This is a genomic window from Olivibacter sp. CPCC 100613, from assembly GCF_036959255.1.
Classification (GTDB): Bacteria; Bacteroidota; Bacteroidia; order Sphingobacteriales; family Sphingobacteriaceae; genus Olivibacter.
This window is the reverse complement of sequence record NZ_JAWMTI010000001.1, coordinates 800,242-818,049: the sequence shown is the minus strand read 5'-3', so window position 1 is coordinate 818,049 and position 17,808 is coordinate 800,242. Positions and strand designations below refer to the sequence as shown.

Here is a 17,808-nt window from a genome sequence, read left to right as displayed (position 1 = left end):
AAATGGCAATAAATGAATCTTTAATGGCCAGAAGTGGTGGACGATGTGAATTAAGTGGCAAAGAGGGCGAATTGATGGTTTATAGCGTCGCTCCCGATAGCTATTCGAATAATGAGCTTGTAATAATCAAAACATTGGCTGATCAGTTGGAAGGAACAGAAGCTTTTTCTCCCGAAGACTGGCGCTTCTTGCCGGATGTCATGTGGAGTGAAATACCGGCGGTACAAGTATTAGCTTGGCGGGGACTTAATCGTCTAAAAGGAGAAAGTTGGGCTGCGGACGCACTTGACATTCTTTATTTAGAACCAGAGACGCTTTCTTGGGCACAGGCTGGGACTTTTGAAGAAGGTGAGGCTGCTAAACCCGTACATAAAGATGCAAATGGCAATGTACTTCAGCATGGCGATTCCGTGGTTTTGACAAAAACATTGGATGTAAAAGGAAGTTCGATCTCCGCCAAATTAGGAACTGTGGTGAAAAATATTCGTTTGGTAGAAGATAATCCCGAGCAGATAGAAGGAAGAGTAGAGGGGCAGTTGATTGTGATTCTAACTAAATACCTGCGTAAACAATAATTAGTACCCCGAGGTGTAAACTTCATCTAACATGACCTTCAAATAAATTTTGCGGTGCTGTCCCCGCAAAATTTATTTTACACAAAAATAGACGTGTTTACGCAAGACATGTAGCTAGGTTTAGGAAGGGCTACAACGCATTGCTAGGTTCTACGGCATGGTCGTCTTTTGCCGTTTCAACCAATTCTTTATTTGAAGATTCTGCCAGTATTCGCTTCTCTAATTGAGCGAAATTAGTGGTGCAGGAAGCGATAGCAATGGCTTGGAAACGTTCGTAACAGGCCATAGCAATTGCCAATTCTTTATCGTTGGGAGCTGCTTCCTTTTTATAACGAACGGCATGCAGACTGTTGGCAAGCGATTTAAATGCCTGCTTTGTGTCGTCTCCTCCGAAAACAAAACAATCAGCGAGCTGTGGCGAGATAAGCTTGGAGACCTGAAGCAAAAATGGAAGCGTGCTCTGATCTACATGATAGCCAAGACAGGCATAAATCAAACCAATACAAAGTTGCTCCATGCTCTGGGAGAGAAGAAACATGGCTATGTGAGTGTCTTGACGTTGACTGATGGCCCATTCCGCACAGGCTAACAAAGTATCTGCTTTATACTTTTTATAATTCCAAACAGCTTGTGCTTTCTCTAAAGTCAGCATCCAATCAGGTTCAGGAATAGAGAATAAGGGTTGGTCTGCATTTTGGTAGAGTACCGTCCCATGGGTAAGTGTTTGTATAAAAAAACGATTTTTCTTTTCGAGCGCTTGACTTACGCTGGACGATGCACATAAAATTACGGTAACCCGGATATCCGTATGGACAATAATATGGCTTTTAGAAGTACTGCTCTTAGTACTGATGCCAAGCAGATAACAATGTTCTGTTTGCCGGATATCAAGATGATCACATTGGTAAAGGGCTATTTTTTGCGATTCATGAGTTTCATGGCCAATAAGGACTAGCTGTTGCAGCACTTCCTTTTTAACGAGATTCGTGCAAATAGTAGTTAAAGCCTTTGCTTGTTGTTCATTCAACTGTTTGCGTAATTGATCGGGAAGTGATAGCTTGATAGTGGGTGGCGCGTTGATTGTTGTTGCTTGTATAATGGGTTCGACCGATGCTTGCCGGATCATCGCATCGAGTTCGATCATGCAAGTATGGTAATAGTCGTTGCACCAATCTAAAACCGGAATCAGTTTGAATACCAACTGCTCGATTTCCTCTTTTTCCACCTCAAACTGTCGTTCATAACGCACGGCCGTATAAGATTGATCGATCAATTTGAGTAAACGATAATAATGGGGTTCTTCTTTGTCAAAAAGGGTCGCAAGTTCAGGGATGTACCTGGTAATTAACTTAAGATGCTCCTGTAAACTATGACTGGGGCGATCACGCTTAAAAATAGCCTTTTCAATACCCCGAAAGGTTAATTCTGTGGCTTGGTGCAACATAAACAGAGCTTGTTCAAAGTTGTTTTTGCTACGATAGAATTCCATACCTTCTAAGAAATCACGCTGTTTAATCGCTGCTTTTTCAAAATGTTCCAGCGCCTTTGTTCGGATACTTTCCAGTTCTAAGCGTGTCAGCCAGGGAAGCGCCTTTTTGCCAAGGTCAAGCTTCAAATTTTGTTGACGACAGGTTAAGGCATAATGAAGTGTACCGTTTTTAAGAGCTGTTTTCAACTCACCGTAAGGTATGAGTGTATAACCGTACAAAGGTATTTCAGCAAGGCAAAGTGCAGCCATCGGGTCTAAGGTTTTGGCAGGAACCTGACACTTGGAGTCAATTACAATGAGTAGGTGCTGTTTCTCTTCTGCTAAAAAGGTGTAAGAGAATTCATAGATGCAATCCATGGGGATCTTTTCCACTAATTTTTCCAAAATAGGTGTGATATCGCTCATAATCAAATGGTTTAGGATACTACTCTTTATTCCATACGTTCTGAACAGTGATTTGTTTTTAAATACTTTCTTTTTGTATAGAATATATTTACAATTTTAACTAAATACTTTCTTTTATCCAAATAAGTGTAAAGAAATTCTGTATTTTTTTAATATTTGTATATACAATTGGCTGTAAATAATGATAATATGACACCCTTAGGAGAATATTTAGCAAAGAAGTCTGTTAATAAATCGTTGGTCGCAAGACGTACAGGCCTGAGCAAACCGCGCGTTAGCGAATTATCCCTAAATCCTTCTGCTAAATTAAGAGCAGATGAACTGGTATTAATTGCCAAAGCGATTGACGCGGATCCCTGTGAAATGTTAATGAAGCTTTATGGGCATCTCGAACTGAAAGAAAGTAAGTAATATGGGTTGTATACTAGAAAATGGGCAGCACATGCTGAGCCTTCTGTTGCTATAGAGGCATTAGATAAGGACGCTGGAAGATTTTAAAGAATACATAGAATGTAGCATAATCTGCTAGATATGCATGCATCTGCCTATTTGTTTTGTTAGCGGAAAGAGCAAACTGTCTTCGAGAGCAAAGAAGAATATTGAAAACAAGAGGGAAAAGGCAGTGTGAGGACAGGGGCGACCCTGGGATTTATGGTTCTAACTTTGCGCGCGAAAATAAAATGCAGTAAAGCTGAAGTAGAAAGCAATTCGTGATAGGCCGGGACTTCCCTTCGCCCCTATTGCATCAACTTAATGTACCATTGACAGATACTTAATATAACTAATGCAGTAAAAACTTAAATTAGAGCTGATTAACAGATTGTAAGGATTGTAGCAAAACAATAGGTTACACCGTTTACTGACTTAAACTAACGAATAAACCATGATCAAAGCATTTATAAAAACTTTAACGTTCATTCCATTGATTTTCTGCTGCCTGGTTTCGTGTTCCAATAAAGACGAGGGATCATTAGAGTGTACAAACATGATACCACCGATCAAAATCAATTTTAATATTGTAAATCCTGACGGGCGGGATCTCTTTTTTTCTCCTGATGCACCTTTTCAAGCTGATAGCTTGCAAATTTACCCATCGCGTACAATTGATCTGCCATATACTATAGCTACAGAAGGAGGGGATAACAAATATTTCAGTTTTGACGCACGCGGAACGGAAAGGGATACGTGTTCCATTCAAATTACCGAAACAGATATCGACACTTTAATTTATGTCGGTTCTCCGGACCCTACGGCAGAATGCCCCCGCTTGAAACTAGATACAGTATATTATAACGGGATTGTTTCAGCTTATAATCAGGATACTGGAATATTTAAATTTATTAAATCTCCATAAATAATCAAAAATTATGAAAGCGTTAAACGAATTGCTCATTAATGAAACACCGAGGTTCTATTACAATGAATTTGGCGAAAAGCAGCCTTTGAACCCGATTCCCGATGCATTGCTGTTACAGTTGGATGTTTCCGATTCAACAACTAAAGATGATTTTTCACTCTCAAGCTTTCAAGCGTTATCCAAGTATATTTCCGATAAAAAATTAGTTTTTGAAGAGCAGATACCTCCATTTTTAGAAGTCTTAATAAATGAATCAAACGACAGGGAAGGTCTGTTAAGTGAGATTCAACGATATATCGAAACGGTTTCTATCTTGAACGTAAGCCAGATGTATACTGATAGTACGGGAATTAAGGTTGCGCTTTTAAACCAGTTGATAGTAAAGTTCAAAGAAGAGCCATCTGCCGAAGAACTGAATAAGTTGAGAAGTGATTTCAGGCTATCAGATATCTCACAGGTCTACCGGCTGCCGAACGCCTATATTCTTACACTACCTAAGGATTCCGATCTGGATGCCCTGGAGGTTTCCAATAAAATATTTGAAACAGGAAAAGCTGTATACGCACAGCCAAATTTCTTTAGATCTCTTAAGGCGAGTGTTTTTAATCCCAATGATCCGCTGTACCCATCACAATGGCATCTTCCAAAAATTCAGGCACCGGGCGCCTGGTGCTGGACGAGAGGAACCGGGGTTAACATCGGTATCATGGATTCCGGTATACAATTAAATCATATTGATCTTTCCACAATGAGCGGGTACGATGGAACGGGCATGCCCTTAGGAACAGATCGTCACGGCACGAATTGTGCAGGTGCCGCGGCAGCGGTCGGAAATAATGCAACTCTGTTAACCGGTGTAGCTTTTGCCTCCACCGTTGTACAGTTAAGAATTGGTTATAATCCAAGTTCAGACCCAAATTACGGTTTTATAAATTCGACTGATCAATGGAAATACAATGCCTTTGCAGCGGCTGTTTATGATCTTCCGGTTCATGTTATAAGCTGTTCCATTGGTTTTGGAAACCCGGGAGCAATTGTCTATGATGGAATTTACCTTGCCTATACCACCGGGGGTCGGAGCGGGAGAGGCATCCCGATGTTTGCTGCATCGGGCAATAACTCGGCCGGTACTATCAGCTTCCCTGCATCCAGCCCTTATACGATGGGCATTGGTGCTTCAACCTCAGGCGATACCCGAGCCAGTTTTTCGAATTATGGTGCGGGTTTGGGATTGGTTGCGCCCGGTGTCGGCATCATAACTACAGCATATCAAAATACTTCTGCAAATCTTGACGGTACATCATTTGCTACACCGATTACCGCGGGGGTCGCAGCGATGATTTTACAGTTTCAGCCAAACTATACCCCTACACAGGTCTACCAGATCTTGGGAAATACCGCCGACAAGGTTGGTGGATATTCTTATAGTTCTTACCCCGGTACCTATCCCTTCGGAACATGGAATAATCAAATGGGTTACGGTCGGGTAAACGCATTAAAAGCCATACAACAAGCAACACCTTATAAAGCAACGGGAACTGCTATTGTTTGTTCGTCAGGAACATTTCAGGTGCCCAACTTGCCCGCAGGAGCAAGTGTTACCTGGTCTACATCGGTACATTTTAGCATTGTGGGCTCAAACACAGCAAACCCTGTAACGGTTCAGAAAGGAACCACGGGTTGGGGGACAATAACAGCAACCGTAAACAGCGCATGTGGTACTCCCCTAGCAAGCACTTTAACCGTTCCGTCGGGGGCAGCACCGGTGCCGGGCACCATGCAGATTTCGGGGCCGTTTAATCTCAATACCAATGAAAGGGGATTGTTCACTTTTCCTACAACCTATCCGGGTGTTCCTCCAACAGGATATGTCTTTTTGGTAAACGGGCAACAATCAGGCAGCGATTTTCAGATAGATTTTTTTAGTTACGGGGAGGCTGAAATTACTTTTTATTCTGCAGGTTCATATCCGGTTACCGTTCAAGTCCAAACACCATGCGGTAACGTTCAATCATTCCCATTTTATGTGAATGTAACATAATACTAGTTAGTTAAGATTGGCTCACGGGCTGATCTGGTTAAAGCTGTTAACAGCTCGGCTTGGGATCCGACAATATCCTCACCAGGTTCGGAATAACGGTGTTAACAGTAAACGGAATTATGATCAATACCGTTAGAAATTCGAAAATCCTATTAATGGCCCGGGCGAGAAAAAGCTATATCGGCTATACAAAATTATTTGATTTTACTAATAGGGTGGACGTGATGCCCCCGATGGGCGATAAGTCCGAATAGGCGAAAAAGAAAAAAGCCCCGATATACCGATGAAACTTATCAAAAGAAAATTCGTGATTAAACGGCAACCAATAATAGAATACTACAGATAAAGGCAATGGCCATTCCCGATATATTGATAAGGGTGTGCGCCCTATACTTTAGCGGCAATTTTTAGATAGTTCCTTATCATTTCGTTGCTCGTTACTAGTTGTTTGAACTGGCGCCCATTGCCAGGTTTCAGCATCTTGATTGACAGGTCCACGAACAACGAGCAACCAAGAACCAATAACCAAAATCATTCATCCCGCAAGCTATCCACGGGGTTGGTTAAGGCTGCCCTGATCGCCTGAAAACTAACCGTCATGAAAGTGATGGCCATTGCAGCGCTCCCTGAAAAAAGAAAAATCCACCATCGGATATCGATTCGATAGGCAAAACTTTCTAACCATTTATTCAGCGCAATCCAACCGATTGGGATGGAAAGTAGAAAGGCAATGCCGATAAGCTGGACATATTCCTTCGTAAGTAAATAAAATAATTGGACAGAAGATGCTCCTAACACTTTTCTGACACCAATCTCTTTCGTTCGTTGGAGTGTGTTGAAAGATACAAGTCCCAATAAGCCTAAACAGGCAATGGAAATAGAACAAATGGCCAATGAAATAAACAGTTTAGCAAAACGCTCTTCGGCCTGATACTGTGCGTTAAAGGTTTCGTCCGTAAAAGAATAGATCAGTGGAAGTCCAGGTGTGAGATGTTGCCATTTTTCTTCAATCGTTTTGATGGTTGTTGCGATATCTTGGGTAGAAATAGACAAAGTCAGGAACGTAAAAAAACCAGGCGCAACTTGCAGGGTTAGGGGTTGAATTTCTTTATGCATCGATTGGAAATGGAAATCCTTTACCACGCCAATAATTTCGCCATTTGCGCCTAATTGGGTAAAACGTTTACCAATAACATCCTGAGGGTTCGTATAACCCAAGCGGTTAAGGCACGTTTCGTTTATTAAAAGACGATTGCGAACATCATCCGACAAGCGATCTGAAAAGTTTCTTCCAGCAAGAAGTTCTATACCATATTGGCTAAGAAAATCATTATCGATAAAATATACATCGGATTGAAAGGTTTCCGTCATGCCATTTTCCCCCTCAAGGGATGTTGAAAATTTTCGATTAGGTCTTCCGGGTATATAAGCAGAAAAGCTTACTTGATCTATTCCGGCAATATCCATAAATACGCTCTTCACTTGTTCAAGGTGCCCATTAATACGTTCATCATAGTGAAAATCGATAACTAAATTATGTTCCTTTTTAAACCCTAAATGATCGTTGCGCATATAATGTAGCTGCTTATAAATGGCCATTGTGGCTACCGTTAAAAGCGTGAAAACTACAAACTGAATAATAACCAAGCTTTTCCTTAAGATGAGCCCTTTTGGATTATTGGCAAACTTTCCTTTTAATACCATATTCGGTTTAAAGCGAGTCAGGAAAAAAGCGGGATAAATTCCAGAGAGAAGACCAATGAGCAAAACAAAAACGTAAGCCGGCGGGAGGAAAGTAAGAAAAGTTTGAAAGTCAGGAATGATCGTTTTGCCTACTAATTCATTAAACCAAGGAAAGCTGATGATACCTAGGAATATGGCCGCTAGAAAAGCTAAGGAAGAAATTAGGAGGGCATCAATAATAAATTGAATAGTTAATTGTCTTTTTGTAGCGCCCATCACCTGTTGTACGCCGATTTCCTTTGCTTGTTTTAATGATAGAGCGGTTCTGAGATTAATGTAATTGAAACAGGCAATAATGAGTACGAATAGAGCAACAAATGAAAAAATATAAATATTATTATAATTGCCTTTGGTGGTAGCACCCGCTTTGTTGCCTCTTGAACTTCCACGGAGATACAAATCTTTCAGTGGCTCTAAAACCAATCGACATGAAAGCTTATGATCAATCGGTATTTTTTTGTCAAAGGCATTTAGCTTTTGTTTAAATTGGTGGAAATTGGTCTTGTCTTTCAATAATATATAGGTAGAAAACCCAAACCTTTTCCAATCCTCATGAAGATGTTGATTATTGGAAAACGAAAACAAGGTTGACATAGATAATAGCAAGTCGCTTCTCCAGTGGGAATTTGCCGGCATATCTTTCATAATCCCTGTTACCGTAACTGTATGTTCTCCGTCTAATTGCAGTGTTTTATTAAGACAATTGGTGGAACCAAAATATTTTTTGGCAGCTGTTTCTGAAATAACTAAGCTGAAAGGAGCGCTGAATAGGGTGGCAATATTTCCTTTCAATAAAGGAAAAGAAAAAATAGAAAAGACAGAGGAATCAGCATAGGCCACTGTTTCTTCTCCAAAATTCTCTAGATCCTTTGAGACAATAAAATAATCTAGTAAAAAGCGGCCTGCGTTCTCTACTTCAGGGAAGTTTTGTACAAGTTCATTTGCTAAGGGAGCTGCGCTTGTTTCGTGTACAGTACCTGTAGCGCTCTTAACATCTATACTAATCCGATAAATACGATCAGCTTTGCTGTTAAATTGATCATAACTCAATTCAAAACGTACATAAAGAAAAGTAAAAAAAACAATACATAAAGCGATTGCCAAACCTAAAAGGTTAATGATCGAAAACAGTTTATTTTCGAACAAGTAACGTGTGGTTATTTTTATATAATGTTTTAGCATTTTTGTATATAGATAACGTGTCGTAGACAGGTATCAAGTCATTTTTGACATGCATTGTTATTCTTTCACTTTATACCTGTGACTCTTCTTTTCGCTGTTGATAATCCGTTGCTCATTCTGAGTAGGATCATACGAATAACCAACAACGAACAACAATTAACCAATAACAAAATCATTCATTTCGCAGGGAGTCAACGGGGTTTGCTAAAGCGGCTTTTATTGCCTGCGACGCCACCGTGCTTATTGCAATAATAAAAGCAACGCATCCACCGAGGGCAAACATCCACCACTGAAGATCAATGCGATAGGCGAAATCAGCCAGCCATTTTTTTATAACCCACCAAGAAATTGGGACAGCTATAACAAAAGCGATACCGACAATACGTACGAAGTTGAATGATAGCATATACACGATATCTTTTACCGAGGCGCCGAACACTTTGCGAACACCGACTTCCTTCGTGCGATGTAAAATCATGAGTGCGACCATACCTAATAATCCAAGCGAACTGATGGTTATTGCGATGGTAGAAGCGATCCATATCAATCGTTGTTGCTGTATCTCCTTTGTATACAAGGCTTCAATCTGATCGTCTAGAAAGGTAAAATCGAAAAGAGCATTAGGGAATAGGGTTCGCCATTCTTTTTGTAAATCGGCGATTAATCCGGTTATGTTTTTCTGTGAGAACTTCACGGCTAAAGACGAATACATAGTAGGCTTACTGCCTATAACTGTTGGGTTAATCGGTTCAGTGAGGTAGTTGGTATTATAGTTTTTAACAACGCCTACGATAATACCCGCGGCATCGTCATGCATTCCTCCAGCTAACAGTGCTTTGCCTAAAACTTCTTGTGGATTATCGTAACCTAACATAGAAACCATTCGTTCATTGACCAAATATTCATGAGAAGGGGTGTTCGCCTGGAGGTTACGTCCCGCCACTAACTGCAGGCCAAAAGTGCGGCAATAAGCGGTATCCGCATACGCATAGCGCGCTGCCCAGCTTTCCCAGTCGGCTCGATTATCAAACAAGACGGTACCACCCCACCGTTGATTATTTGCCGGACCTTGGAAACAAAAACTGTGATGTACAACTCTCGGATCAGTGGTAAGAAGCTTGTTCAAAACATTCGTTTTGTTTTTTGCTTCCTTAGGAAGAGAGACAATCATAACGGATTCACGATTAAAGCCGATATCGGTATTGCGGAGATAATTAACCTGCAATACGATTATGACCGTTATCATGATCATTATCTGTGCAATCGCGCTTTGAAGAATCACCAAGGATTGCCGACCTAAACCATTTTGTAATGAGAACCTGTTTTTTAGAGCGTCGTGAAGCTGAAGTCGCCCCATTATGTAGGCCGGATATACACCTGCGCCCAGGGTTACGATCAGCCAAAGGCATCCCGAAAAAAGCCAAAGCCTCGTCCAGGAAACGACCTGAATCGGCTCGCTGCTCAGTAGATATTCATTTGCTAAAGGCAACAACCATTTCAGACCGGTTAGTCCGATAAGTAAGGCCATGGATGCAATTAATACCGATTCGGTCATAAATTGCACGAACAGCTGCCACTTGCTGCTACCAAGAACTTTGCGCGTGCCTACTTCCATACTTCTACGGGCTTGTTGCGCAATGGTAAGGTTGACATAGTTGATTCCTGCTATCAACATAATGCAGCTTCCGATGATCGTTAATATCGTTAACAACCTGTGGCTAGCAGTTCCGCCATATCGATTATCAAAGTGGCTATCATATAACGGCAGTAATTTATACACGAAGGCGTCTACTATACTTGGGTCTAAGTTCTTTTTGGCCAACTGCATAAGCTTCTTTTCCACAATGTTCTTTTGAGCGGCATCATGTAAGGTTAAGTAGACATTGTTGTTTGAGCTAAAATAGGCCCAGTAGGTAAAGAAGTTATCCATTAAGTCGGGCTGTAAGGTTTTAATGGACGCAAGTGAAAGATACATGTCTGCATTAACACTCGTATTGCCGCGGGAATCATCAATAATACCGACAACGGTGAAGGGATGTTTGCTTTCTACAAGAATGGTTTGACCCAGCGGATCAATATCGCCGAAATATTTTTTAGCCATTTGATTGGTGAGTACGGCGGTATTGGGCGCATCAAGGGCTTTTGGCGTTCCTGCTAGCCAGTGGAAATCGAAAATGTCAAACCAGGCAGAATTAGTTAGTGCTGTTTTTCTGTCGGTCTTGTAAAGTTGATCATTGATCTTTAACGTGAACTCTTGGTTCCCTAGTTCAAAAGCAGCTTTTTCTACTTCCGGTATTTCCGCTAATAGCGCTTGGTAAATGGCGTAAGACCCGCCCTTGTTATATTCCGTTGTTTCTAGGTGTAACTCATGTACAAACCTAAATGTGCGGTCGCCATCTGGGTGAAAGCGGTCAAAACTCCGATGAAAATCGATATACAAATACAAGAATAAACAGGTGCTAACCCCTAAGCTTAAACCCAGCAGGTGAAGCAGCGAGTATTTTCTGTATTTCTTAATATTTCGCCAAGCAATTTTGATATAGCTTTGAAACATAATCGTTCTTCGTTGTTAGTTCTTCGTTATCTGGTTTAAAGCAATAATCAAAATCATTCATTTCTTAAAGAATCTACTGGGTTGGCCGTAGCTGCTCTAATAGTTTGGAAACTGATGGTTATCAAAGCTACAAATAAGGAAACGATACCAGCGATAACAAAAAGCCACCAAGAAACCTCCACTCGATAAGCAAAATCGTCCAACCATTTATTAGTCACCCACCAAGCAATAGGCGAGGCAACCACAGAGGCTAATATAACTAACTTAACAAAGTCTTTAGAAAGCATTGTTGCAATACCTGCGATACTGGCGCCCAGCACTTTCCGAATTCCAATTTCTTTAACTCTTTGTTCCACAGTATGTAAAACTAAGCCGAATACCCCCAATGACGAGATAAACAGCATGAGCCCACTGAAAAAAGTAAAAAGCAGTTGCTGTTTGTGCTCCTTTTCATAGTGTTTATTAACAATTTCGTCCATCCAGTTAGCACTCAGTAGCTTATCTTGAAAAGCTGCCTTCCAGATTTTATGAAGGCCACTTAATACCTGTTCCTCCTTTCCCGGCATGATACGAATAAACATGCCGCCATAATCAACTCCTTGCTCCGCTGAAATAAAAGTAGGCATTAAGGCATGGTGTAAAGATTCAAAATAGAAATCTTTTACTATACCAACCGCGGTGTAGCTCGTAGCGGGAACTGGTGTGTTTTCTTTTTCGATTCCGAAATCTTTCGCCGTCGATTCGGAAATCAAAACCGGTGATTGCAGTGATTGATTAGAGTTTTCAGTTTTCTCGGTATCTGTTTCATCTTCCGATCTGGACTGTACATCCGTACCAAATCCCTTGTTAAAAATTCGTCCCTTTTTTAACGTGAGTCCAATCGTTTCAGCAAAATCAATATCTCCCCAAATTATATTGACTTTAACCTGCTCTTCTTTTCGTTTAGGGTGATCGAAGTTCATCCAGCTTGTAGCCATACCACTTTGTGGTTGCCAACTGGTAATTGCTGCGTTCAGTACGCCTGGTAATTGCGCTAACTGTGTTTTTATAGTCTCGCCTTTCCCCTGCCATGAAACGTGGTCAATGTATAACAAATTTTCTTTTTTAAATCCTAAATCTCTGCGGTTAATAAACTCAAGCTGCGCATGAACAACCAGTAAAGTGATCAATGTAATAATAGCGATAGAAAATTGAACAATTACCAGCGTTCTTCGAAAGACAGTGGACGAGGTCGACGATGAGGTAAAAATGCGACCACGTAAGCTGTTGGCCGGGTTAAATCCCGACAAAAAGATTGCTGGATAAAATCCTGTTATAATGCTTAATATCAGCGTAAATACTAGAATAGATAGGAAAAAGGGCCAATAGTCAAAAATGGTCAATGTAAGCTGGTGGCCTAAAAATTTTTCCAAGACAGGGATTGTTAACGCATAAAGAAATAACGAAAGTGCAGTTGCTATCGCGAAGAAGAATAACGCCTCTGTTAGGAATTGCCCGATTAGTTGCCTCCTGTCTGCACCCAAAATTTTTCTTATTCCACTTTCCTTTAGACGAGTTATAGCACGAGCTGTACTTAGATTGATAAAATTGATGCAAGCTATTAATAGAAGAAAAAATCCAACGGCTCCAAAAATATAAACCGATCGCATGTTTGATCTGATTTGTTGACGCGCATTATAATCTGAATGCAAGTATAGATCTTTCATTGGCTGAAAGATGAACTTTACCTTTCCCCTTTCTATATCCAGGTGTCGACGATACCAATCATTTACTTTTGCCTCGAAGCGCTTGATGTTGGTTCCTGGTTTTAGTAAATAATAAATGGTATGTATGGTTGCTCCTTGGTTCTTCTCGATCCTTTCAGTTTTAGGTATTTCGAGGATAATGGCCTCGGCTCGTAAATGTGTATTTTGTGGTAAATCTTGAATAATCGCTGTAACAAAATAGGAAGTTGACCTTTCCTTCCATGAGGGCACATCATAAACATATTTACCGACTGCATCTTCGTCCTTGAACAACCGTTTTGCAAGGCTTTCTGTTAGAATGATATTCTTTTCTCCGACGATGTGGTGGGTAAGCTGGCCATTTATCTTGACAAAATCGAACATTTTTAGTGCGCTCGAATCAGCAGTCATCACATTGACATTATGCCTACTGGATTCATCCATACCCGCTTTAAAATGTAGTTCCGATAGGCGTACCGCTGAAAAGGCTTCCACTTCAGGAAAGTGTTCTTTGAGTTCAGTGCCTAAACCAATGGGGGTATATGCTTCTTTAAGATAAATACCGTTACCCATTTTATTTTCGGAATATACACGATAAAGATCGTCTGTCCTTTTCCAAAAGCGGTCGTATGACAGATCATCAAGTGCCACCGTTAATACTAAAAAACATGCAGAAAGTCCTAAGGTTAACCCAAGAATATTAATAAAACTAAACGTTTTATTCTTATAGAAGCTACGTATAGCCGTTTTTAAGTGAGTTTTAAACATACAAGACTTAAGTTTTCAAGACTACGCGGCCCGATAACCAATCACGAATAACCAGTAACCAAATAGCCGGTTTATCACTAATTTATACAGGAATTACGCCAAAACAACAACTTTCTGATAACGTGGTAGTTGTGGTGATTTTTGATAAGAAAGTGTTCGGAAACGAACACTAGCTGTTCAGATCTGAACGATAATTTGGGTCATTTTAGCGAAAATTTTTGAGAGCAACAAGTTTTGGTTTTGGAAGAAGCTTTACGGCTGAAGGCGCCCCTAATTAAGCAGATAAGGCTATAGTTTGAATTCGCTTTAAAAAACAGTATAAAAGTATTTTTAAAAATTAAAATATGCTTTTTAATAATATTTTATATATTTGCATTATTGCATTCATTCAATCTAAATCAAAAATAAATTGACCAATGAAAAGAAAGGTAAACCTAAATCTTGCTGCCAGCTAAGAAGATTCAAGAGAAGTATTTCGAAAAATGGCGAACTAAAATCAAACAAATGGATAATGAACCTAATGAAGACAAAAGATGTGAGCTGTATGTTGCTTTTTTTGCCGAGTGGCGAATGGAAATGATCATGAATATGTCTGATCAGGATTTTGTGATCGATGTGATAAAACGAAAGAAGGAACTGGGAATTGAATAATATGGTCAAGAATAAAAAGATTAGTGTTCAGGGGATGGATATTACGGTTATATTATCCAATAACCGAGAATATATATCACTGACAGATATGTTAAAAGCTAAAGATGGCGACTTTTTCATATCCGACTGGTTACGCAACAGGAATACGGTTGAGTACCTGGGTATATGGGAGTCTGTGAATAACTCCAATTTTAATTATGGCGAATTCGCCATAATTAAAAGCCAAGTTGGATTGAATAGCTATAAGATTAGCGTGAAAGAATGGGTAGAAAAGACGAATGCAATTGGGTTAAGGGCGGCAGCGGGTAGATATGGAGGTACATATGCTCATCCCGATATAGCCTTTGAGTTTGGAATGTGGATAAGTCCTGCATTTAAAATTTACCTGATCAAAGAATTCCAACGCCTCAAAGAGGAAGAAAGTAACCGTAATAACCTTGAGTGGAATCTGCAACGTACTATTTCTAAAATAAATTACCGAATTCATACCGATGCTATCAAAGAAAATCTTATCCCGAAAGAAATTGATAGGCTGCAATCAAACTATATCTATGCAAATGAAGGTGATCTGCTCAATGTAGCGCTTTTTGGTATGACTGCTAAAGATTGGCGAGAACAGCATCCTGACACCAAGGGAAACATACGAGATGAAGCGACTATTGAACAACTAGTGGTATTGAGTAATATGGAAAGCATCAACGCTTTACTGATCCAACAGAATCTATCACCAAAAGAACGCTTAGTGCAATTAAATAAAGTAGCTATTGCGCAAATGAAGTCGTTATTGGCTAATAATGTGCAAGGAAAGTTGACTAATAAAACGATTAACCCATAACCAACATCATTCATTCCTTAAACTATCCACCGGGTTTGCCAGAGCAGCGCGAATCGCATGGAAGCTAACCGTTATTCCAGCGATACAGATTGCCGTTAAACCCGCGAAAGCAAAAATCCAACTGTTCAATTCCATTCGGTAGGCAAAATCATCTAGCCAGTCACTGCCCATCCACCAGGCCACAGGGCAGGCAATCAAAAAAGCTAGGAATACCAGTAACAGAAATTGTTTTGAAATCAACATTACAATGTTCGTGATGTTCGCGCCAAGAACTTTCCGAATTCCGATCTCTTTGGTTCGTTGAATGGTGGTGAAAGCGGCAAGCGCAAATAAGCCCATACAGGCCAAAGCAATGGCAATACCAGAGAAAACCGAAAACAAGTCGGCAATCCGCTCTTCGGTCTTATAGAGCGATTGGAAGTCGTCATCCAAAAAATGATAGTCAAAAGCGCGGTGTCCGACATGTGCTTTCCAAGATTCTTCCAACGTACCTAACGTCGCGGCTATATGATCGCTTTTTATTTTCACAAAAAGCTGTCTCACTAAGGAAGTATCTGGAAAAATCAATAGTGGCCCGATAGGCGCATGAAGGGATTCGAAGTGGAAATCTTTTATGACACCTACTACTGGACCGGGAATCCCTCTGGATACAATTTGGCCGATGGCTTTTTCGGGGGTCCATCCCAAATCTTTTACAGCCTTTTCATTCAAAATGTAAGCAGTTCGGTGCTGTGAACCGGGCGCAGTCGTACTTTCAGGAGCGGCAAAATCAGCCGGAACAAAATCTCTACCAGCCACTAAGGTCATGCCCATAGTTTTTAAATAGTCGAGATCGGCCGGCGTTGCATTGAGCGAAAGATCTTTAGGTCCCGTGCCATCCTCTGCATGAATACCATCCCCCCAGCCAATGGATGTCGGATCTTCATAAGAGCCTGTAACGCTTAATACATTTGGATTAGCTTTAAAGACATTTTTCAGTTGCTCATATACCCCATGGGTTTTGGCATCTACAGGTAAAACTAAAACGTGAGAGCGGTCGTAGCCCAAGTTTTTGTTTTGTACATAGTTCATTTGTTTCAGCACAATGAAGGTAGTTGCAAGTAAAAAAATGGCAATGGAAAACTGGAAAATAATTAGTCCTTTGCGCATCATGCCGCCCGAATTGGTTATTTGTAGACTCAATTTTAACGTTTGTGCTAATTGTTTGCTACTCAGTATAAAGGCTGGGTATAATCCAGCAAGCAAACTAATGATAAGACTTAATAAGATGGCAGCTATCAAGAACAGCGGATTTAGGAATATACCGAAAGAAAAGTCCTTTCCGGTTATATTATTGAATAGCGGTAATACAACCATGCTAGTGAACAAGGCCATAAGCAAGGCGAGAGAAGTGAGCAAGGTGGATTCACCCAAAAATTGTTTGATCAGCTGCCTTTTTTCTGCGCCCATCACTTGTCGGATACCAATTTCCACACCACGATTCGCTGATTGTGCAATGCATAGATTCGTATAGTTGACGCAGGCAATCAACAAAATAAGGAGTGCAACAATCGTTAACACATAAATATACATGATATTGCCATTTGCTTCCAGACCTGCTAGTTTAGAATGTAGGTGCACAGACTTTAGGGGTTCCAAGTGCATGGTCCAATAATCTGTTTTCGGAATATCCATTTCTTCCTCATTTACCTTTTTCATATAGTCTGTTATGGCATGAGCCAATGGGCGAATCTGATCGGAATTTTGAAGCAATAGGTAGGTAATATAATTAGCCGTACTCCATATTTCCGTTTTTGCAGCATCCAAGCTATTGAAAGAAATAATTAAATCATACTGAATTTGGGAGTTGAGTGGAACATCTTCACTGACGCCAGTGACCTCATAATGCGCTTCGCCTCCATTCAATTGGATGGTTTTGCCAATGGGGTTTGCGTTTCCAAAATATTTCTTTGCTGTTGAACGGGATAACACCACCTTCTTCGGGTCGCCAAGCACCGATGCGGCACTACCCTGTAGCAGCGGAAAAGAAAACGTCTGGAAGAAGGCGGCATCGGCATAGAGTATATTCTTTTCATCAAAAGATTGTTGATTTACCGTAATAGCACCCGCACTTTTCATCGTACGAACATACTCTGATACTTGCGGAAAAGCTCTTTTAAAAGCAGGACCTACCTTGGTGCCCGTTTGTGCAAACTGGTGTTCGGAGCCAGACATCCGAAGATCGGACGTTACCCGGACAAGTCGGTCTGCGTTTGCATGGAAATTGTCGTACGTGATCTCATTCTGGATGTAAATACCTATTAACATGCAGGTAACCAGACCAATCGTTAAGCCAGAAAGATTTACGAAGCTATAAAGCTTATTCTTTTTGAAATTTCTGAGAGCGATTTTGAAATAGTTTTTTATCATCTTCTTATCGTTATGCGTTGTGAGTTATGCGTTGCGAGTTGATCAAGCTCATAACTAGCAACTGGTAACTCACAA

Annotated in this window: 11 protein-coding genes; 6 read left to right on the top strand and 5 right to left on the bottom strand. The window is 40.5% G+C overall.

The genetic code is table 11. The annotated features are described in order from the left end of the window. Nucleotides 1-2 precede the first annotated feature (2 nt). A complete protein-coding gene (locus RYH73_RS03105; RefSeq protein ID WP_335311801.1) occupies nucleotides 3-575 on the top strand; it encodes a PhnA domain-containing protein in 573 nt (190 codons plus the stop codon). A 130-nt stretch (nucleotides 576-705) separates the two neighbouring features. Here RYH73_RS03105 and RYH73_RS03100 read toward each other — a convergent pair whose 3' ends face one another. Next, on the bottom strand, nucleotides 706-2,469 hold the full coding sequence (locus tag RYH73_RS03100) for a HEPN domain-containing protein (RefSeq protein ID WP_335311800.1): 1,764 nt from the start codon (nucleotides 2,467-2,469) through the stop codon (nucleotides 706-708). 189 nt (nucleotides 2,470-2,658) lie between these two features. Here RYH73_RS03100 and RYH73_RS03095 point away from each other — a divergent pair, with 189 nt between their 5' ends. The 3 genes from RYH73_RS03095 to RYH73_RS03085 all read left to right on the top strand — a co-directional run bounded on the left by RYH73_RS03095 (nucleotide 2,659) and on the right by RYH73_RS03085 (nucleotide 5,867). Further along, entirely contained in the window at nucleotides 2,659-2,880 is a 222-nt protein-coding gene (locus RYH73_RS03095) for a helix-turn-helix domain-containing protein (protein WP_335311799.1), read from the top strand. A gap of 472 nt (nucleotides 2,881-3,352) precedes the next feature. Then, nucleotides 3,353-3,823: a hypothetical protein gene (locus tag RYH73_RS03090; RefSeq protein ID WP_335311798.1), complete on the top strand. Its 471-nt coding sequence runs from the start codon at nucleotides 3,353-3,355 to the stop codon at nucleotides 3,821-3,823. 13 nt (nucleotides 3,824-3,836) lie between these two features. Continuing rightward, entirely contained in the window at nucleotides 3,837-5,867 is a 2,031-nt protein-coding gene (locus tag RYH73_RS03085; protein WP_335311797.1) for a S8 family serine peptidase, read from the top strand. Between the two features lie 531 nt (nucleotides 5,868-6,398). On the opposite strand, the gene RYH73_RS03080 is transcribed toward RYH73_RS03085, so the two are convergent. The 3 genes from RYH73_RS03080 to RYH73_RS03070 form a co-directional block, all read right to left on the bottom strand. Continuing rightward, nucleotides 6,399-8,792, bottom strand: a complete 2,394-nt coding sequence (locus tag RYH73_RS03080; protein WP_335311796.1) for an ABC transporter permease — start codon at nucleotides 8,790-8,792, stop codon at nucleotides 6,399-6,401. Nucleotides 8,793-8,964: 172 nt separating this feature from the next. Beyond that, entirely contained in the window at nucleotides 8,965-11,346 is a 2,382-nt protein-coding gene (locus RYH73_RS03075) for an ABC transporter permease (protein WP_335311795.1), read from the bottom strand. Nucleotides 11,347-11,399: 53 nt separating this feature from the next. Continuing rightward, nucleotides 11,400-13,838, bottom strand: a complete 2,439-nt coding sequence (locus RYH73_RS03070) for an ABC transporter permease (protein ID WP_335311794.1) — start codon at nucleotides 13,836-13,838, stop codon at nucleotides 11,400-11,402. Between the two features lie 504 nt (nucleotides 13,839-14,342). Between RYH73_RS03070 and RYH73_RS03065 the strand changes: the two genes are divergently transcribed. Further along, nucleotides 14,343-14,489 carry a hypothetical protein gene (locus RYH73_RS03065; RefSeq protein ID WP_335311793.1) on the top strand — a complete coding sequence of 49 codons (147 nt, stop codon included), beginning with the start codon at nucleotides 14,343-14,345 and terminating at the stop codon, nucleotides 14,487-14,489. 1 nt (nucleotide 14,490) lies between these two features. Next, nucleotides 14,491-15,324 carry a KilA-N domain-containing protein gene (locus RYH73_RS03060; protein ID WP_335311792.1) on the top strand — a complete coding sequence of 278 codons (834 nt, stop codon included), beginning with the start codon at nucleotides 14,491-14,493 and terminating at the stop codon, nucleotides 15,322-15,324. Nucleotides 15,325-15,330: 6 nt separating this feature from the next. Here the strand turns inward: RYH73_RS03060 and RYH73_RS03055 are convergent, their stop codons facing one another. Then, a complete protein-coding gene (locus RYH73_RS03055) occupies nucleotides 15,331-17,733 on the bottom strand; it encodes an ABC transporter permease (RefSeq protein ID WP_335311791.1) in 2,403 nt (800 codons plus the stop codon). Between the last annotated feature and the right edge of the window lie 75 nt (nucleotides 17,734-17,808).